Source organism: Chryseobacterium ureilyticum, from assembly GCF_900156735.1.
Classification (GTDB): domain Bacteria; phylum Bacteroidota; class Bacteroidia; order Flavobacteriales; family Weeksellaceae; genus Chryseobacterium; species Chryseobacterium ureilyticum.
In genome coordinates, this window is sequence record NZ_FTOL01000005.1 from 111,029 (window position 1) to 128,371 (window position 17,343).

Below are 17,343 nucleotides of genomic sequence, written 5' to 3' on the forward strand. Positions count from 1 at the left end.
GCATTTTAGTTGATGCCTAAAATTACAAAAGTTTTCCGGTTAAGAAAAGCCCGGCTACCGTAAAATAAATAATAAGTCCTGTAACGTCTACCAATGTTGCTACAAATGGAGCAGAAGACGTAGCAGGGTCAAGTTTTAATTTCTTTAAAACAAATGGAATCATAGATCCCGATAAAGTCCCCCATAATACAATGGCAATCAGGGAAACAGAGACACTCAGTCCTACGTACACCCAATATTGTCCATAATCAAAAAGACCTACCTGCTGCCACAGCATGATTCTCACAAATCCAATAATTCCCAGAATAAGCCCAAGGCATATCCCCGAAATGATTTCTTTTCTCATGACATACCACCAGTCTTTAAGCCCGATTTCCTGAAGTGCCATCGCACGGATAATCAGTGTAGCAGCCTGTGAACCTGAGTTTCCACCACTTGAAATAATTAAAGGAACAAATAATGCTAGAACTACTGCTTTTTCAATTTCTTTATCAAAATATCCCATTGCTGAAGCGGTAAGCATCTCAGAGATAAATAAAATGATCAGCCAGGTTGCTCTCTTTTTGATCATCTCTGTCCAGGAAGTCTGAGTATACGGAAGATCCAAGGCTTCTAATCCCCCGAATTTCTGAATATCCTCGGTGTTTTGTTGCTCAATCTGGTCTAAGATGTCATCGATTGTTACAATTCCAACTAAAACCCCTGCTTCCGTTATAATAGGAAGAGCGCCACGGTCATATTTCTCGAAGTAAGTTACAGCATCCTCTTTTGAAGTCGTTGTAGTAATCGCTACAAAATGATTATCTGTAATATCAGAGACCAATGTATCCTCTTCTTCCAGTAATAACGTTCCGATAGCAAGGTCATCAATCAGGCGGTTTCTTTCATCTACCACATACAAGTAATTCATGGTTTCCACCTTTTTTCCAACCTTCTTAATCTGCTGAAGACAACGTTTTACTGTCCACTCCTTACGGATCTGGATATAATAAGGGGTCATCAGACGGGCGATGGAATCAGAGTTATAACCTAAAAGCTTTAAAGCAATTCTTCTCTCCTGTGGATTAAGATGATTGATGGAATACTTGATCAGCTCATCGGGAAAATCCTCAAATAAAGCTGTTCTGTCATCAGGAGTCATGGCATTCAGAATCTCAGAAACTTCATCGCTTCCGATACTTCTGATGGTATCTTCCTGAAAGTCAGGATCAAGATGTGAAAAAACCTCTGCTTTGTACTCTTTAGGAACCTTCAGGAACGCGAGTAGCCTCTCATCAGCATGAAGTTCGCTGAGAGTTTCGGCAATGTCGGCAGGGTTGAAGATAAGTTCGTCTCTAGAGTTCAAAACGTGAATTTTTTTGGATATGCAAAAATAATTCAAATTTTTAAGACTGAGTAATAAACTGGGAAATTTAAGGATTAATTAAAGTTTAAAGGTCAGAAAAGAAGATAAAAAAACACCCGTCAGGACGGATGTTAAAAATTAAATTTAAAAAATATCCTTTAATCAAGAATAGGTCCACATTCTATAATAGGTGAGGGAAGGCACATTCCTCCTGTACAGCATTCACCCGCATCACATTGTGTGCTGTTTCTACATTTTTTGATTTGAAGACTTCCTTTGATTTCTTTCTGTTCCTCTCTGTTCAGTTTTTTGAAATTTGAATTTTTCATAGTCATTGATTTTTAAAGTTAGAAATTAATTTTATTCTTCAAAACAAGCAAACTCCATACATACACCTCTACAGCATGCTCCATAAATACATTGTGAATCATCGCTGCATTTTCGAGGACCTGCTCCTTTAATTTGCTTTGCCGCTTCTCTGCTGAGTTTCTTTAGATTTTTCATAGTTTTTTAGATTTAAATGTTATACTAAAATAAAAAATATTTTCTAATTATTCATTAGTTGGTGAAAATATTTATTTGATAGTCAGTGTTTTATTTAAATAATATAGCGGCTGTGAAAAATAGCCGCTATATCTTTATTTATAATTTAATCCAATATACATGGGTTTAAAACACATACATTTTGACAGCATGCTCCTCCAGGACATTGATAATGCTCAGTACACCTTTTGATAATTCCACTGCCTTTAATTTCTTTTTGCTCTTGTCTGCTGATTTTCTTTAAATTTTTCATGTGATTTGTTTTTAATGTTTAATGATGAAATTTTTTTATTCTATGCAGATGAATGGTGAACAGATTCCGTTGCAGCACCATCCTGCAGTACATGGATTGAATTCATTACATCTGTCCATTTTTCCACCGTTAATCTGGCTGGCTTTTTCTCTGGAGATTTTTTTTAGATTTTTCATAGTCTACAGATTTTAATATTGTACTCAATTACTTTTACTAATCGATCATACACCTTTGCGGTTTGCAGACTCCCTGACAACACCATCCGATAGTACATGGAATGTTTTCACCACATTTTGGAGCAAATCCACCATTGATTTGCTTGGCTTCTTGTCTACTGATTTTCTTTAGATTTTTCATATGATTTAGATTTTAATGTAATACTAAATTAGTAAATAATTTTGTATTATTCATTAATTGGTGAAAATATTTAATTGAAAATCAGTATTTTGTATAGTGTTTTTGTTTTGTTGTACTATAATTTGATATACTTTTAACCAATGTAGGATATGGATAAAAAAAATTACCAATGAAACATTGATAATTAATTTGTTGGATAAAATTGACTGCTTACAATTTTATATGAATACCTAAGGAAAAGAGTTGTTTAGAGCTCAGCTTCTGTAGGTTTTAACTTTCTGAGTTGTTTTAAAATACCTTTTATAGCACCTTCGGTTCCTATTTTAATAGAATTGACTGTAGAACCCAATAGGCGCATGTTTTTTCGGTATGTATCATAATCTGTTTCGGTGATGAGACTTCCTTCAGCATCAAAGAGCTTCATACTTACCACAACCTGATTTGAAAAGACATATTTTCCAAGTCCTACTTTAAAATATCGAACTTTAGAAACAATGGCAAAGTCAGCATCATTATTGAGACAATAATCTGTGATTGTTTTTTTATCTATACTATCAAAAGGAACCTGTACTTCTGCGCGAAGCATTTTGTTTCTTCTTCCACTGAAATTGTCTGAAACAGCATCAAAGAAAGCATTGTTGGTAGGCTCTTTAATCTCGTCAATATCAGGCTCTACCTCAGGATTGAAGTATAGAACTTTTTTTATTTTATCGTCGGAATTCCTCTGTGCTTTTACTGAAGTAAAACCAACCAATAAAAAAGTAGCAACTGCTGTAAAGAATATAAATTTTCTCATTTGTAATTCGAATGCAAAATTACTGCCTTTTCGTCGAATTGTGTAAAATTTATTAAGAAATTTTTAACATTTTTTTCTATCAAATTTGATATATGAAATCAATAATGTTTGCAGAATCAAAAAATAGTCGTAATTTTGCACCCGTTACATAATAATCATTAAACAATATTGGAATGTACTTAACAACAGACAAAAAGCAGGAAATTTTCGCACAACACGGAAAATCTGCACAGGACACAGGAAGCGCAGAAGGACAAATCGCTCTTTTCACTTTCAGAATTAATCACTTATCTCAGCACTTAAAGGCTAACCGTCATGATTTCAACACAGAGAGATCTCTAGTGAAATTAGTAGGTAAGAGAAAAAGTTTACTAGATTACCTTAAGAAAAAAGATATCGCAAGATATAGAGCAATTATTGCTGCATTAGGACTAAGAAAATAATCTATAAAGATTTTCAAAATAAAGCAACTTCGAAAGAGGTTGCTTTTTTTGTTGTATCTCATCATCTGAGATGAAGTTGAAATATAGATTCCAAAATAAAATTATCACATTGTTTTTTCTGCGCAATAAGACTGCGTATTTAATTTTTTACTTTGTATTATCAAAAACAGAAAGCCTCAAGAAATAATACTAAAAAATATAATATGAAAATACGTTTTAAAAATAAAGAGATGGCATTAAAAACAAACTTGCTTCAGGATGAATATAGAGCAGTTGCTAAAGAGGCTGATCTTGGAGGAGGTTATACATATGTTTTTTTTAACGAAAATCTACAGGAGATGAGTGTGCAAGATACTCATGTAGAAATTACAGATGATGATATGTCTGATATGGTTCAGAGAAATGATCTTTGGTATGGACGTGAGTTTTATGTGAATGAGCTTTTAATGAATCAGATAGAGTTGAAGCAAGGGCATATTATCAGTACTCGTACTGTTTGGTTAGCAAGTAAAGCTTTCAGATATTTCGAAGAATATAATTATGAAATTCCAGATACTTATCGAGATAGGGTCTTTAATGAAAACTATAAGATGAATCTTATTGAAGGGTTTCTGATGGCTGTAAACCCTTATATGGAAAGAAAATTTGCTGGTGGAAATTATTTTGAAAGTTTTGAATTCTATAAAGGAAAAGCAATTTCGGAAATTGAGCTTGAAATCAATGATAGTATTGAAGAATTGAACGTCATAGAATATAAACAGCTTTTGAAAAGTTTTATAGAAAGGTATTTACACGATACCGAAGGGAATACAGAAAATTCCAAAGCATTTTCTAATACACTTTTTGCTTTAATTGATGCTCTTTTTATTTATGATATCACCCGTATATTTTCCTATAAAACCTTTTACGATAATTGTTTTGTCATAGAACATCAGAATGAATATTATTACCTAAATCAGTTTTGGTGGGGATAATCAATTATTCTTTGTTTTTTCCAATCTTTCCTAAATGTGTATTTTGGAAACTATCCGGATATTTTAGTCCATATCCTAATATTCTATCAAAAGCAGAGTGGGAGAATAAAATAGCTCCAGCCATCTGTAAATAGGGAAGCGATAAGGCTGTTCCTATAAGATAAACGGCGACAGCCACTCCGAAATGATGAAACAGATTGTAGCAAAATGCACCTACTTTATTATTAAAGGTATATCCCAGCATAGAAATATCCGGAGCAAGGAATAATCCAGCAAACCACCACCAGGAGTATTCTGTATGTGCAAAAGCTAGAATTCCAAGGGCTAAAAAAGCAGCATATTCGAGTTTTAATTGGATGTTCATCAGAATAGAAAATTTAAGTGATCTGTAAAATAGGTCGTAATTTCCAAGATAAAGTTACAGGCTATGATGGATAGAATAATTCGTGAATTCGTGGCTAAAAAGACGATAAGGTTTTATAAAATCAGCCTGTTTTATAATGTGCGATAATATCTAGTAATTGATATATGTAATCTATGAGGTTTAAAATATTTTTTTGTTTGTTACCACATAGGGGCATAGGAAGAAGTCATAAAAACAGGCTGCTTCAAAAAGATGAAACAGCCTATTGTTTTATTTATATGTGTATTATTTAATGTCCTGATTTGGCTTCAGTACTTTCTACATGTCCCAGATATTTGGTACAATAAGCACCGAAAATTAAAATGACCAGATAACAGAATACAGGAATAATAAACGAATGCTGTACTCCAAACTGATCTGCAAGATACCCCTGAAAAATAGGAACAATAGCACCTCCAAGAATAGCCATAACCACTAAAGAAGATCCCTGGCTTGTATATTTTCCTAATCCTGAAATCGCCAATGTATAAATATTAGAGAACATGATTGAGTTGAAAATCCCGATTCCTAAAACACTGTACATTGCCAATTCGCCATGATTTACCATTGTGGAAATCAGTAGAATAACGTTAATGGCTGCAAATATAGAAAGTGTTCTTGCAGGAGCTGCTTTTCCAACAAAAAATGCTGCGAAATTCAGTAATATAAACACAAGGAAGAAGCTGATTTGTGCAAAGCTAAGATCTACAATACTGAAAATTACTAAGAAAACCAGTGCTGCTGCACCTAGCATGTAAATAGCTTTTTTAGCCTGACTGATTGAATGGTTTAATGAAATAGCTCCTAAGAAACGCCCGATCATGGCACCTCCCCAATATAATGACAGATAGTTTTTACTGATTGCCTCATTAAATTTCATAGTCTCTTCAAGGAAACTGATGATAAAGCTTCCAACCGCTACTTCTCCTCCAACATAGCAGAACATCGCGAAAACTCCGAATTTTAAATGATTGAATTTCAATGCGCCCCATCCTTGTACACTTTCTTCCGTTTCTGTCTGAAATGAAGGCAGTTTTACTCTTGAAATTAATAAACCTACCAATAAAAGAATCGCTGCAAAGATTAAATAAGGAATTCTTGTTGCTACCGCACTGAAAGTTCCGTCTGGTTCAGAAAATAACTCAAAAATCAAATGTCCTCCCAATACCGGAGCGATTGTAGTACCGAATGCATTAAAAGCCTGAGTCATATTTAATCGGCTGGACGCCGAATCTTCCGAACCAAGCAATGAAACATATGCGTTGGCGGTAATCTGTAAAACCGTAAATCCTAGACCTAAAATAAATAAGGCTCCGAGGAATAAAGGATAATAAGAGAATGTAGCAGCCGGATAGAATAGAATACATCCTAATGCTGCCAAACCGATTCCGAATAAAATTCCCTTTTTGTATCCTACTTTATTGATAGGATCGCCTTTGGAAATGGAAATCAGAAAATAAATTAAAGATCCTATAAAGTACGCTCCGAAGAAACAGAACTGTACCAGCATGGATTCAAAAAAGGTAAGTTTAAAAAGTTGTTTCAGGTAAGGGATCAGAATATCATTCATACAGGTGATGAATCCCCACATAAAAAACAGCAGGGTGATGGTGATCAATGGAACCGTATAATTCCTGCTTTGAGATTGTACTTCTTTATTCATAAACATTTATTTATCTGTATTAAGGATAACACCTTAACTTTTTTTGCCTACAGCATTGTTATTTTGTGAAGCAGGGCAAATATAGGGATCAGCCTATGGTTTTGCAATTATTTTAATGGTTTTTATAATGAGGTGTATACTTTTTGAACGATAAAAATACCATTTTCTTTTTTTGGGACAATAAAAAATTAAACAATACTATTTAAAATAAAAAAAAACAGCCTTTTGGGCTGTTTATAGTGATTGATGAAAAACCAATTAGCTTTCTAAACTTGACTGATGCATGTCATTATGTAGCAAATGAAATTTTGAAGAATCTCCCATATATAAAATATTTTTGGAAGCAGCAGATGGTACATATGATGGTTTAGTAGGATCTGGACTTGGATAGTAAGCAAAAGAATTGCTTAGTGAACTCATATGTACCTTATCATTCGATAAATTATTAATAACAACATCACTGGCTCTACCTGCAATATTTTTACTAAACGTATTAGAAATTAATGATAAAGCAGTCATTGAGGTAGTCTCAAAATAAAGATCATGATTGGCGTTTCCTTCAAAATAATTATTAATTAAGCTTAAAGCTTCACGACCATTATAACCACCAAATGTAAATTGAAGCCCTACTCCAAGGTTGCCTTCGAAACCACAAGAATCAAATTTCACTGCATGCCCGGAAATAATGACAGCGCCATACATCACATTACCTAAAAAAGTACAATTACGGAAATTAAGCAGGTTGGGGTGAGTAAATCCCTCAGAAGCTATTTCATTGTACATCCCATAATTACAAAACTTAGAAACCAAAAAAGAAATCTGAGCATTGCAGGTATTAATCAGTTGAAAGCCGATATCAAAAGAAGAAATCTCAATATTGTTAACATTAGCACCCACAAAATCCTGAATTAGTAGCCCGGCTCCATAGCGCGTTTGTTCTTCCGGTTTAGTGATTGTAAGATCGCTGATAGAAAAATACGGTGGTGTGGAAGGGTCTGCCGGTCCTTTAATAAACAAAGCAATAGAGGTAGGTCCAGAATTTTTAATTATAGAATTTCCTACTCCTTTTCCAATGATCTGAATACGTCTCATTACGGTTTCTTGTAATGAAAAGTCTAAAACAAGTCCTTGAGTTGTTTTCATGGTTCCGGAAGGAAGAAGAATATTAAGCCCCAGTTTGCAAGCAGTATTGAAAGCTGACTGTAATGCTGAAGAGTCATCTTGAATATCATCAGCCTTTACCCCGAATATTCTTACATCTAAATTGCCACTTAAAACATCAGTTCTTAGATAATAAAAAGTATTACCCGAAAGATTTGTTTTTTTGCGGTAGATGATGTTATCAACTTTGGTATCATCCATTGCTGTTCCGTCGATCCATACACTGGTTTGTTTAAAGTTAACATTTTCATTGGTATAACTATCAATAAGCTGTACCAGACTGTCGGTATTAGTATTTGCTGTTGAAAAAAAGACATCGGTAAAAGTCATAATTTTGTTTTTTGTATTAATATAAATAATGAGGTTTTTTAGAGAATTTTTATCTCTGAAGCAAAAGTAATGAGTCAATACGCCAGAACTTGACGTATTATTTATTCATTCGAAAAAAATAATATATCATTATTATTAGTACCTTTGCATACGAAAATTTAAAGAGTTTAAATATTAATCATACTCAATACGGAGTATAAAGAAGCAAATTTATGAGTATACCTCAAGCGTTTACAGAAACGATTGCCCTTGCAGACGGAAGGGAAATCACTATTGAAACGGGGAAGCTGGCTAAGCAGGCTGACGGATCTGTAGTGGTGAAATGTGGTGGAACAATGCTATTAGCAACTGTTGTAGCCAACAAAGAAGCAAATCCTGGTGTAGACTTTTTACCATTAACAGTAGATTATAGAGAAAAGTTTTATGCAGGTGGAAGAATTCCTGGAAATTTCTTCCGTAGAGAAGCAAAGCCATCGGATGATGAAGTGCTTACTATGAGATTGGTGGATAGAGTATTACGTCCGCTTTTCCCTGAAGATTTCCACGCGGAAGTACAGGTGATGATCTCATTAATTTCTTACGATAAAGAAGTAATGCCTGAAGCTTTAGCAGGTCTTGCAGCTTCTGCAGCAATTGCTATTACAGATATTCCTTTCAACGGACCAATGTCTGAAGCAAGAGTAGTAAGAATTGACGGGCAATTGGCAGTGAACCCTAGCTATGAAAATTTATTAAAATCAGATATCGACATTATGGTTGGAGCTACTAAAGACTCAATCGTAATGGTGGAAGGAGAAATGAAGGAGATCTCTGAGCAGGAAATGCTTGAAGCAATCAACTTCGCTCATGCTGAGATCAAAAAACAGATCGAGGCTCAGGAAAGATTAGCTGAGAAAGTAGGAAAATCTTTCCCTAAAAGAGAATACAGCCATGAAGATCACGATGAAGAAATTCGTGAGAAAGTATGGAAAGAGTGCTATGACAAAGTATATGAAGTAGCAAGAACTCCATCTAATAAAGAAGAAAGAGGAGATAAATTCAAAGCGATTCGTGAAGAATTTTTAGCGCAATATGCTGAAAATGAAGAAGAATTAACAAGAGTAACTCCTTTCGTTAAAGTATATTACCATGACGTAGAGAAAGAAGCTATGCGTCAGATGATCCTTGAAGACAACATCCGTCTTGATGGTCGTGATCCACAAACAATCCGTCCAATCTGGTCAGAAATTGATTATCTTCCGGGAGCACACGGTTCTGCAATTTTTACAAGAGGTGAAACTCAGTCTTTAACAGCTGTAACTTTAGGTTCTGTAAAGGATGCAAACATGATCGACAGCGTAATCACGCAACACGACGAAAGATTCTTCTTACACTATAACTTCCCTCCATTCTCAACTGGTGAAGCAAGACCTTTAAGAGGTACTTCAAGAAGAGAAGTAGGACACGGAAACTTAGCTCAAAGAGCATTAACAGCAGTAATCCCTGCAGAAAACCCATATACAATCAGAATTGTTTCTGATATTTTAGAATCGAATGGTTCTTCTTCAATGGCAACCGTTTGTGCAGGTACATTAGCATTGATGGATGCCGGAGTTCAGATTACAAAACCTGTTTCAGGAATTGCAATGGGTCTGATCACTGATACAAAATCAGGTAAATTTACTGTACTTTCTGATATCTTAGGAGATGAAGATCACCTTGGAGATATGGACTTTAAAGTAACAGGTACTGCAGACGGTATCACTGCTTGTCAGATGGATATCAAAATCCAGGGACTTTCTATGGACATCATGGAGAAAGCTTTGATGCAAGCTAAAGACGGAAGATTACACATCCTGAACAAAATCACGGAAACAATTTCTCAGCCAAGAGCAGACGTGAAGCCTCACGCTCCGAAAATGGTTGTAATGGAGATTCCTAAAGATTTCATTGGTGCTGTAATCGGACCTGGTGGAAAAATTATCCAACAATTACAAAAAGATACAGATACGGTTATTGCTATCGAAGAGATGGGAGAAATCGGACGTATCGAAATTTCTGGTACAGATAGAGAGAAAATCAATGCTGCTATTGCAAGAATCAATGAGATTACTTTCGTACCGGTTATCGGTGAAGTTTACAAAGGTAAAGTAGTGAAAGTAATGGACTTCGGTGCATTCGTAGCTATTGCTAAAGGAACAGAAGGACTTCTTCATATTTCAGAAATTGAATGGGCTCGTTTAGACAAAGTTCCTTATGCTGAAGGTGATGAAGTAGAAGTGAAGTTCATGGGTTACGATGATCGTAAGAAAATGAAGCTTTCCCGTAAAGTTCTTTTACCAAGACCTCCAAGACCAGAAGGACAAGGTAGACCAGAAGGGCAAAGAAGACCAGAAGGTCAAGGAAGACCTGAGGGGCAGAGAAGACCTGAAGGACAAAAACCACAAGGTGAAAAACCTGCGGAAAATCAAACTCCTTCTAACGAAGCTTAATAAGATCTATTCTTAGATATAAAAGAAATCCCTCAATTTTGAGGGATTTTTTGTTTTATATTGCTTAATTTTTTATTAGAGACGCAAAGACGCAAAGACGCAAAGTTTTTTAATAGAATACTGTTTTAGGGCGCAAGAGAATCAAAGATTCTCAGTAAGGATACTGCTTTTTTTTGCCACGAATGCACGAATAAATTATTTATATGCAGTTATAAGTAAAAAATAATTCGTGCATTCGTGGCGATTAAAAATCTTTATTTTGTATACATCTATTATCATCTGCGTCATCTGCAAAATCCACGAGAGATTAACAATATTCAAATTTATTGCAGATAATCTTGTACCTTAAAGCATTATGCACATAAAAGAATTTTCATCTTCGTATTTTTCTAGCAACTGCATAAAATCTAGCTTCCGATTCTCTGTTTAAGGTCCTCGGCTCCTCCGGTTTTTCTTGGCTGTCCGTTTTTAGAAGATCCGAAATTGTAAGTGTAAGAAAGCGTCACTACACGCGTATCTCTTTTTACCGCAAAGTTTTCGATATAATCCGTATAATTGGTTTGTCCTTTTATATTACCTGTAAAAAATACATCCGTGAAGGAAAACTTCAGTACGCTGTTATTCTTAAACTTCTTTTGTGCACCGATATTCAGGGACCAAAAAGGGCTCATATTCAAATAAGCATATACTTCTCTTGCTTTGTAATTTCCGGTTAATTCTGCGGTAAAACCATTTCCAAGTTTGAATGAATTGATGCTATTAATATTAAAAGTAAAATTACCTTTATTATTGATCTGTGTTCCCGAAACATTTCCGGTGTAAGATCCGTAGTAGAAATTGGCACTGTTATTCATATCCCACCATTTTGTAACCTTTACCGGAGCGATCAGATATAACCCGAAATAAGAAGCAGAATTTAAGTTTTCAAAAGTCTGTACCGTTACATTTTCTCCATCTTCTACAATCGGTTTCAGAATATCTGTAATATTGTCTGAGGTTTTGCTGTAGCTTAATGTTGCGAAATATTTGTTACTTAAACTATAGGTCAGCTCATAATTCATAGTTGTCTGGGGATTCAGATCCGGGTTTCCAGATCTCATGGTGGTAGGATCGAGATAAAGCTTAAAAGGATTCAATTGATTGTAGCTGGGTCTTGTAATCCTTCTGCTTAGATTCACTTCCAGATTACTTTTTTCCGTCAAATCGTAAGATAATACTGCACTTGGAAACAATTGAGTATAATTTCGTTTGTTGATCTGATTGGTAGTAACCTGCGTACCTTTTACATTAGTGTTTTCTAACCTTAAACCAGCTGTAGCTTTGAATTTATCCCACTTTTTAGACAGATTTCCATAAACCGCATTGATGTTTTCCTCATAAATAAAATGATTAGTCTTTCTAAGATCAGGAACTAAATCCTTATTTTTGACATCGAAAAACTTCAGATCATTATCCGTTTTTACAAAGCTGGTTTTAACTCCGCTTTCAAGCTTCCAGTCATTTTTTAGATTTTTGGTAAGGTCAGATTTTAATGAATAGATATTCAGTTTTCCATCCAGATCACCTTTCATGATATCAAGCTGATCTGTGCCATCATTTATCTTGTGTGTTATTGTTTCAAAATTTTGTAGAGAAGAATTTGAATAATTGATATAATCAAAATCAGTAGAGATCTCCGAACCTAAAGAATCAAGAGTATATTTGTGGTTTACATTAAATGAAACATTGGTCCATTTGTCGTTCGATATGTTTTGAGTATTAAAAGTACTCTCTGGTTTGTAAAGACTGTTAAGCGTTGTATTGGAATTATCACCATTGAGATTGAAAGAATTCGAAATAAGCCCTACAGAAAATCCAAGAACGTTTTTATCATTCATATAATAATCCATCCCGGCTTTAGCGATATGATTATTGAATTTGAATTTCAGATAATTATCCTGAATGTAAGCTTTCTCGAAACTATTATCCTTGAAGAAATTTCTGTCCAGAACCAGCCAGTTATATGCTTCCCTGTAGGCATAGCTATAGTTCCCGAAAATATTGATCTTTTTATTTCTGTGATTGATAGTAAAACTATTATTGTTTTTCACGTATTTCCCCATTCCTAATGAAGTGGAAACACTTCCGTTAGTCCCTTTTCTCTGCTCCTTTTTAAGTTTGATATTAATAATCGAAGACCCTGCTGCATCATACTTTGATGAAGGATTCGTAATAAATTCTATCTTATCAATGGTGGAAGAGGGAATTCCTTTAAGATAATTGGCAAGATCATTTCCTGTCATTGGCGTGTTTTTACCATCAATCTGGATCAGAAGATTGCTTTTCCCTCTAAGGCTGATATTATCATTATTGTCAATATTGATGCCCGGTGCCTTTTCCAATACCTCAAAAGCAGAATTTCCGGTGCTGGCAATGCTGTTTTCTACATTCATGATCATTTTACCGTCCTGTCTTTCGATCATTGGTTTGGCTTTGGTGATGGTAACGCCTTCAATTGCTTTTACATTAAGATCAATAGAGGGAAGTGTTGTATTATTAGCCACCGAAATTGTTTCAGAATGATAAACTTCAGAGCCGTTTCTGTTGATTTTTAAACGATAAGTTCCGCCTTTCAGATCATTGAATCCAAACTTCCCGTTGGAATCTGCAATTTCTGTTTTAATTAATTTATTATTGGCATCCAAAAGGTTGATTTCCATCTGTTCTGCTTTGTCGGATTTTATATTTCCGGACAATGAGAAACTCTGTATCTGGGCTGAAAGTAAGCTGCTAAAGAACATCAGTATCCAGATAAAAATGAGTGAAAATATTCTGGTCATAGTGTTTTATTTTTAGGGTTAAGACAGTTTTCTGATATAGTAAGCAAAGCCGAATACATACCCTCAAGCTCATCCTTTGTGATCCCTTTCAAAGCAACTTCCCGGTTATTTTCTACGATGTTCTGAACCTCTCGGATTACTTTTTTGCCGGAATCTGTCACCTCCAGATTTGTTTTTCTGCGGTCTTTAGGATGAGCATGCCTTGTGACATATTCAGATTTTACCATTAAATCAATAATTCTCGTCACAGACGCATTGTCCTTAAAAACAAGATCACCAATTTCATTCTGAGTAATTCCCGGGTTTTCCAGAATCGCTTTGATGATAAGCCACTGATCAATCGTTATGGTAAATCCATGCGATTTCAGCTGACGTTGTGCATAGTTTCTGTAGGCTCTTATAGCTTTGTCTATGTTGTAGAATATAATTGAATTTAATTTTTCCATACTTTCAGATATAATGACTTATCAATTATTGATATGTCAATTAATTTGTTGATCACAATTTTCTTTTGTTACATCTTTCTGAAAATATTTTTAATAATACATCATCAACTGTAAATGTTATCACTCATTTTTCCTGTATTGAAAGGCATTACATTCAAATAAAAAAATTACTTTCCTTTAAATAATTGATCGATCTGTTTTTTGATCTGTTCATTGGGAGCGATTTTATAAAACTCATGAAGCAAATCCATTGAAGAGGGTTTCTTGGGATACTGATTATTGTTCAGGAAGTTTTTCAATGTTGTATTTACCTTATTTTCGTCTACTAAATCACTTAATTGAACCATCGCCACAGCTCCTTTGGAATAAGAAATATGAGGAACGTCTCCCGTAGCTCTGTAGATGGGGAGATCTTCGAATAATCCTTTCTCATTGTCGTAGATCTGTTGATGAACCTTTATTCTTTCCATCATTTTTGCTTTTCCATGCATCTTTTTATAAAGCATCATTTCTGTATACATGGCAAGAGTTTCAGTGAGCATTACTGCGCCCTCTCTATTATCAGGATTGATCTGGCTGTTTCCCCACCAAAGATGGGACAGCTCATGTCCAGCAAGTTCGTTAATCACATCTTGTTTTTGATCTGCATGAATATTGGCGTGAAAAACCATATCCTCAGGCATATAGATGACAGAAGGATAGGCAGTGGCAGCAAAGCCTCTGGTAAACGAAGATATTTCAGCAAAATTGATTGTTTTAAAAGGGTATTTTCCAAAATTCTGTTGACAATAATCCAATGTAAGTTTGGCATTTTCAAGAAGATGATTGACATTCTCAAAATGCTTTTTATGATAGAAAATATTTATGATTATTCCTTTGTAATCAATACTTTTTACCTGGTATTCTGCTGAAGACACGGCAAAACGGAAAGGAATATTCTCTGATTTATATTGAAAATAATTTCGGTCTGATTACGTCCATGATTTTACCAGATCACCGGTTCCTATAGCGGTCTGCTCTTTTTCAGTAGAAACAATCATGTTGAGATTGATAAAGTCTTTTTTAGACATTTCCGGAGCTTCAGGTTTTGAAATTTTAGTTAATTTTCCAAGTTTATATTGGTTTCTAACGTGCTGATCCTGAATTTCAAAATCCTTTTGATAACCGATGGTTGGATAATACCTGCTGATCCTCATAAAGGAACCGTTTTCAATGATGGCATTAAAAGACTGATGTCCATTTACTGCAAACCATTTATAGGAGATTTTAAATTCCAGGAAAGCTGTGGCATTAGGTGGTAATGCTTTTTTTAATGATATTTTAGAAGTATTTTGGGCAATATTTATGGTTTCAGTCTCAGATTTAAATATTGCCTTTTCCAGATTAAGATCAGCATTGAAATTGATCAGGATTTTATCGATGGATTTCTCGGTTTGATTTTTTAAGATGTATTTTCCGGTAATTTCATAATAATTCGCTGATGGATAGAGCTTTATTTCAGTGGTGACATCCGTAATATCAGGTTGTGGGAAATTTTCATATTTTCGGAAATTCTTTTCATACTGAGCCGAACTCTGAATCTCTTTCTCTGGATCTTTAGGAAGATAGCCTTTCATAAAATAACTTCCTGCAACGATTCCTGAAATACACAAGATAATGGTGAAAAGTAATTGCTTAAAGTGAATTTTTCTAAGCTTAATCAAAGCATTTAACATCCATAATGAAGCAATAACTCCAGCACCAAATAATAATCTTTGTGCAAACGCCTTTTCATAAATTCCATACCCATTAAAATCACTGTAAGTCCCTTTGAAATCTGAAAATATTCTGATAAGAGGATAGGGAAGAAGTTTGCCGGAAGCGGGACCAGCAAGGGTGAAAACAACCAAAACAGATATTCCCAGAGCAATAAACTTGTGAGGAATTCTATCATTAATCAACAAAATGAATCCGGAAAATAAGATGAGCGGAAAAGTATTGAAAAGAAAAACAGCGAGATAAGCATTCCAATCAATATGAAAATATTGATATGCAGCCTGAAAGATAATGCCTTCCACAATTAAAATGACAGAAAAAAAGAACAATAAAATACTTATGGAAAAGAAATGTCCTGCTAATTTATTTTTTGAATAAAAAGTACTTTTCTCAATCAGAATAAAACCTGATGAACGGGATCTCCAATATAGATCATTAATAAAATAGACAGTGATGATCAACCCAATGAAGTGGAAATTCTCTGAAATAGTTGTGGCAAGAAGTCCCGAGCTGGAATATTTCTGAGGAAGACGAATTCCTTTTTCAATTTCGGCATACATTTCCATCCCGACGGCAAAGATCAGGAGTATAGAAGCTGCGGGCACGGTAATGCTTTTGAAGAGGTATATCAAATCAATTTTAGCAAATGATAGTATTGATTTCAAGTAAGAAATTATTCCATAATCAGATTGAACTGTAGAGTATTTCGTTTGTGAAATATTAGATAAAGAATCAGTTAGGGTAATTGTTTTCTTTGCTTTTTGTTTTGAAATAGCAGAAAAGGAAAATAGCTTTAAAGTAAGCAATAGAAGCCCTGAAGATATAAGAAGGAAGATGATCCTGTTAAAAAGTAAATATCCCGTGATAGGTACAATCTGCGTGTTTTTTTGCTTAGCAGTAAGTGATCTTGCCTCCATAAAGTAAGAGGATAATCCAAAAGGATCTAAAATGGCTGAAATCTGTTGTGTTTCTAAAGATTGAGGTATGCTTCCAGCCATGAAAGGTGAATTGGAGAATAGCAAAATGATCATGTATAAAACATAAATTAACAATCCCCCAATCACTACCAATAGCTTTTTTCTGCGGGTAAATGAGAGTAGAAAAAGAAAACTGCACACCAGAAAGGTATTGATGAATCCGAAAATGCACAAAGGATAGAGATAATGAATACTATTGAATCCCGTCTGAATTTCACTTCCGTTACGAAGGTTCTGTCCTATGATAAAGCCCAGCATCAGAAAGACAAAACTTAAAAATGTATGTAGGAAATAGATTCCAAATTTTCCTTTCAGGTAAGTCTGTTTTGAGATAGGATATGAGAAGAGAACATTATCAAATTTTGAATCCTGCTCTTTAAATAAGATCTGTAAAGCATAAATCGTTGCAAAAAATATGATGGAAAGACTCAGCATTCCGGTCATGAATCCAATAGTGTAAGGTGAGTTTAGATAAATTCCTTCTCCTACGGAAAGATTGAACTGATTACCACAGAAAATACCGAGAAATACAAGAATTAAGGCAATAAGATATGTAAGCCAGTGCTTGGTATTGCGTCTGACTTCAAAGGAAAATATGGCGTTCATG

General features: G+C 34.6%; 17 protein-coding genes. 3 read left to right on the forward strand and 14 right to left on the reverse strand.

From position 1 onward, the window contains the following. Window positions 1-22: 22 nt before the first annotated feature. From mgtE to BW983_RS15245, 7 genes are all read right to left on the reverse strand, one after another. Window positions 23-1,345, reverse strand: a complete 1,323-nt coding sequence (gene mgtE, locus BW983_RS15240; protein WP_065393646.1) for a magnesium transporter — start codon at window positions 1,343-1,345, stop codon at window positions 23-25. Between the two features lie 158 nt (window positions 1,346-1,503). After that, window positions 1,504-1,674 (reverse strand): bacteriocin-like protein, encoded by a 171-nt coding sequence (locus tag BW983_RS24080; protein WP_167369996.1) that lies wholly within the window; start codon window positions 1,672-1,674, stop codon window positions 1,504-1,506. A gap of 31 nt (window positions 1,675-1,705) precedes the next feature. Beyond that, a complete protein-coding gene (locus BW983_RS24085; protein ID WP_167369997.1) occupies window positions 1,706-1,849 on the reverse strand; it encodes a bacteriocin-like protein in 144 nt (47 codons plus the stop codon). A gap of 145 nt (window positions 1,850-1,994) precedes the next feature. Further along, window positions 1,995-2,141, reverse strand: coding sequence for a bacteriocin-like protein (locus BW983_RS24090; protein WP_167369998.1), 147 nt, complete (start codon window positions 2,139-2,141; stop codon window positions 1,995-1,997). Window positions 2,142-2,176: 35 nt separating this feature from the next. Continuing rightward, window positions 2,177-2,317, reverse strand: a complete 141-nt coding sequence (locus BW983_RS24095) for a bacteriocin-like protein (protein ID WP_167369999.1) — start codon at window positions 2,315-2,317, stop codon at window positions 2,177-2,179. Between the two features lie 37 nt (window positions 2,318-2,354). Continuing rightward, complete coding sequence (locus tag BW983_RS24100; protein ID WP_167370000.1) at window positions 2,355-2,498, reverse strand: bacteriocin-like protein; 144 nt, start codon at window positions 2,496-2,498, stop codon at window positions 2,355-2,357. 247 nt (window positions 2,499-2,745) lie between these two features. Beyond that, a complete protein-coding gene (locus tag BW983_RS15245; protein WP_076552761.1) occupies window positions 2,746-3,294 on the reverse strand; it encodes a pyruvate decarboxylase in 549 nt (182 codons plus the stop codon). A gap of 173 nt (window positions 3,295-3,467) precedes the next feature. On the opposite strand from BW983_RS15245, the gene rpsO reads away from it, so the two are divergent. Together rpsO and BW983_RS15255 are read left to right on the forward strand one after the other, a co-directional pair. Continuing rightward, window positions 3,468-3,737 (forward strand): 30S ribosomal protein S15, encoded by a 270-nt coding sequence (gene rpsO, locus BW983_RS15250; protein WP_045494446.1) that lies wholly within the window; start codon window positions 3,468-3,470, stop codon window positions 3,735-3,737. 203 nt (window positions 3,738-3,940) lie between these two features. Next, window positions 3,941-4,711 carry a hypothetical protein gene (locus tag BW983_RS15255; protein WP_139329294.1) on the forward strand — a complete coding sequence of 257 codons (771 nt, stop codon included), beginning with the start codon at window positions 3,941-3,943 and terminating at the stop codon, window positions 4,709-4,711. Between the two features lie 4 nt (window positions 4,712-4,715). On the opposite strand, the gene BW983_RS15260 is transcribed toward BW983_RS15255, so the two are convergent. The 3 genes from BW983_RS15260 to BW983_RS15270 all read right to left on the reverse strand — a co-directional run bounded on the left by BW983_RS15260 (window position 4,716) and on the right by BW983_RS15270 (window position 8,268). Further along, window positions 4,716-5,075 carry a DUF4260 domain-containing protein gene (locus BW983_RS15260; RefSeq protein WP_076552763.1) on the reverse strand — a complete coding sequence of 120 codons (360 nt, stop codon included), beginning with the start codon at window positions 5,073-5,075 and terminating at the stop codon, window positions 4,716-4,718. Window positions 5,076-5,364: 289 nt separating this feature from the next. Next, the gene (locus BW983_RS15265; protein ID WP_228409019.1) at window positions 5,365-6,777 is read right to left on the reverse strand and encodes a sugar MFS transporter; all 1,413 of its coding nucleotides are present in this window, start codon (window positions 6,775-6,777) and stop codon (window positions 5,365-5,367) included. 258 nt (window positions 6,778-7,035) lie between these two features. Next, on the reverse strand, window positions 7,036-8,268 hold the full coding sequence (locus BW983_RS15270; RefSeq protein ID WP_076552765.1) for a hypothetical protein: 1,233 nt from the start codon (window positions 8,266-8,268) through the stop codon (window positions 7,036-7,038). A gap of 212 nt (window positions 8,269-8,480) precedes the next feature. On the opposite strand from BW983_RS15270, the gene BW983_RS15275 reads away from it, so the two are divergent. Then, a complete protein-coding gene (locus tag BW983_RS15275; protein WP_076552766.1) occupies window positions 8,481-10,739 on the forward strand; it encodes a polyribonucleotide nucleotidyltransferase in 2,259 nt (752 codons plus the stop codon). 407 nt (window positions 10,740-11,146) lie between these two features. On the opposite strand, the gene BW983_RS15280 is transcribed toward BW983_RS15275, so the two are convergent. The 4 genes from BW983_RS15280 to BW983_RS15290 form a co-directional block, all read right to left on the reverse strand. Then, a complete protein-coding gene (locus BW983_RS15280; protein WP_084184513.1) occupies window positions 11,147-13,558 on the reverse strand; it encodes a TonB-dependent receptor in 2,412 nt (803 codons plus the stop codon). Then, the gene (locus tag BW983_RS15285) at window positions 13,555-14,004 is read right to left on the reverse strand and encodes a MarR family winged helix-turn-helix transcriptional regulator (RefSeq protein ID WP_076552768.1); all 450 of its coding nucleotides are present in this window, start codon (window positions 14,002-14,004) and stop codon (window positions 13,555-13,557) included. Before BW983_RS15285 ends, BW983_RS15280 begins: the two co-directional genes overlap by 4 nt. Window positions 14,005-14,171: 167 nt before the next feature. Continuing rightward, window positions 14,172-14,921, reverse strand: a complete 750-nt coding sequence (locus BW983_RS24370; RefSeq protein ID WP_228409020.1) for a M1 family aminopeptidase — start codon at window positions 14,919-14,921, stop codon at window positions 14,172-14,174. Between the two features lie 54 nt (window positions 14,922-14,975). Next, entirely contained in the window at window positions 14,976-17,342 is a 2,367-nt protein-coding gene (locus BW983_RS15290) for an ABC transporter permease (protein ID WP_228409021.1), read from the reverse strand. Between the last annotated feature and the right edge of the window lies 1 nt (window position 17,343).

Bases quoted from the DNA above. Each gene is read 5' to 3' on its own strand.
- BW983_RS24100 (WP_167370000.1), bottom strand. From the start codon at position 2,498: ATGAAAAATCTAAAGAAAATCAGTAGACAAGAAGCCAAGCAAATCAAT.
- BW983_RS15265 (WP_228409019.1), bottom strand. From the start codon at position 6,777: ATGAATAAAGAAGTACAATCTCAAAGCAGGAATTATACGGTTCCATTG.
- BW983_RS15260 (WP_076552763.1), bottom strand. From the start codon at position 5,075: ATGAACATCCAATTAAAACTCGAATATGCTGCTTTTTTAGCCCTTGGA.
- BW983_RS24080 (WP_167369996.1), bottom strand. From the start codon at position 1,674: ATGAAAAATTCAAATTTCAAAAAACTGAACAGAGAGGAACAGAAAGAA.
- BW983_RS24085 (WP_167369997.1), bottom strand. From the start codon at position 1,849: ATGAAAAATCTAAAGAAACTCAGCAGAGAAGCGGCAAAGCAAATTAAA.
- BW983_RS15290 (WP_228409021.1), bottom strand. From the start codon at position 17,342: ATGAACGCCATATTTTCCTTTGAAGTCAGACGCAATACCAAGCACTGG.
- rpsO (WP_045494446.1), top strand. From the start codon at position 3,468: ATGTACTTAACAACAGACAAAAAGCAGGAAATTTTCGCACAACACGGA.
- BW983_RS24095 (WP_167369999.1), bottom strand. From the start codon at position 2,317: ATGAAAAATCTAAAAAAAATCTCCAGAGAAAAAGCCAGCCAGATTAAC.
- BW983_RS15280 (WP_084184513.1), bottom strand. From the start codon at position 13,558: ATGACCAGAATATTTTCACTCATTTTTATCTGGATACTGATGTTCTTT.
- BW983_RS15275 (WP_076552766.1), top strand. From the start codon at position 8,481: ATGAGTATACCTCAAGCGTTTACAGAAACGATTGCCCTTGCAGACGGA.
- BW983_RS15245 (WP_076552761.1), bottom strand. From the start codon at position 3,294: ATGAGAAAATTTATATTCTTTACAGCAGTTGCTACTTTTTTATTGGTT.
- BW983_RS24090 (WP_167369998.1), bottom strand. From the start codon at position 2,141: ATGAAAAATTTAAAGAAAATCAGCAGACAAGAGCAAAAAGAAATTAAA.
- BW983_RS15255 (WP_139329294.1), top strand. From the start codon at position 3,941: ATGAAAATACGTTTTAAAAATAAAGAGATGGCATTAAAAACAAACTTG.
- BW983_RS15270 (WP_076552765.1), bottom strand. From the start codon at position 8,268: ATGACTTTTACCGATGTCTTTTTTTCAACAGCAAATACTAATACCGAC.
- BW983_RS15285 (WP_076552768.1), bottom strand. From the start codon at position 14,004: ATGGAAAAATTAAATTCAATTATATTCTACAACATAGACAAAGCTATA.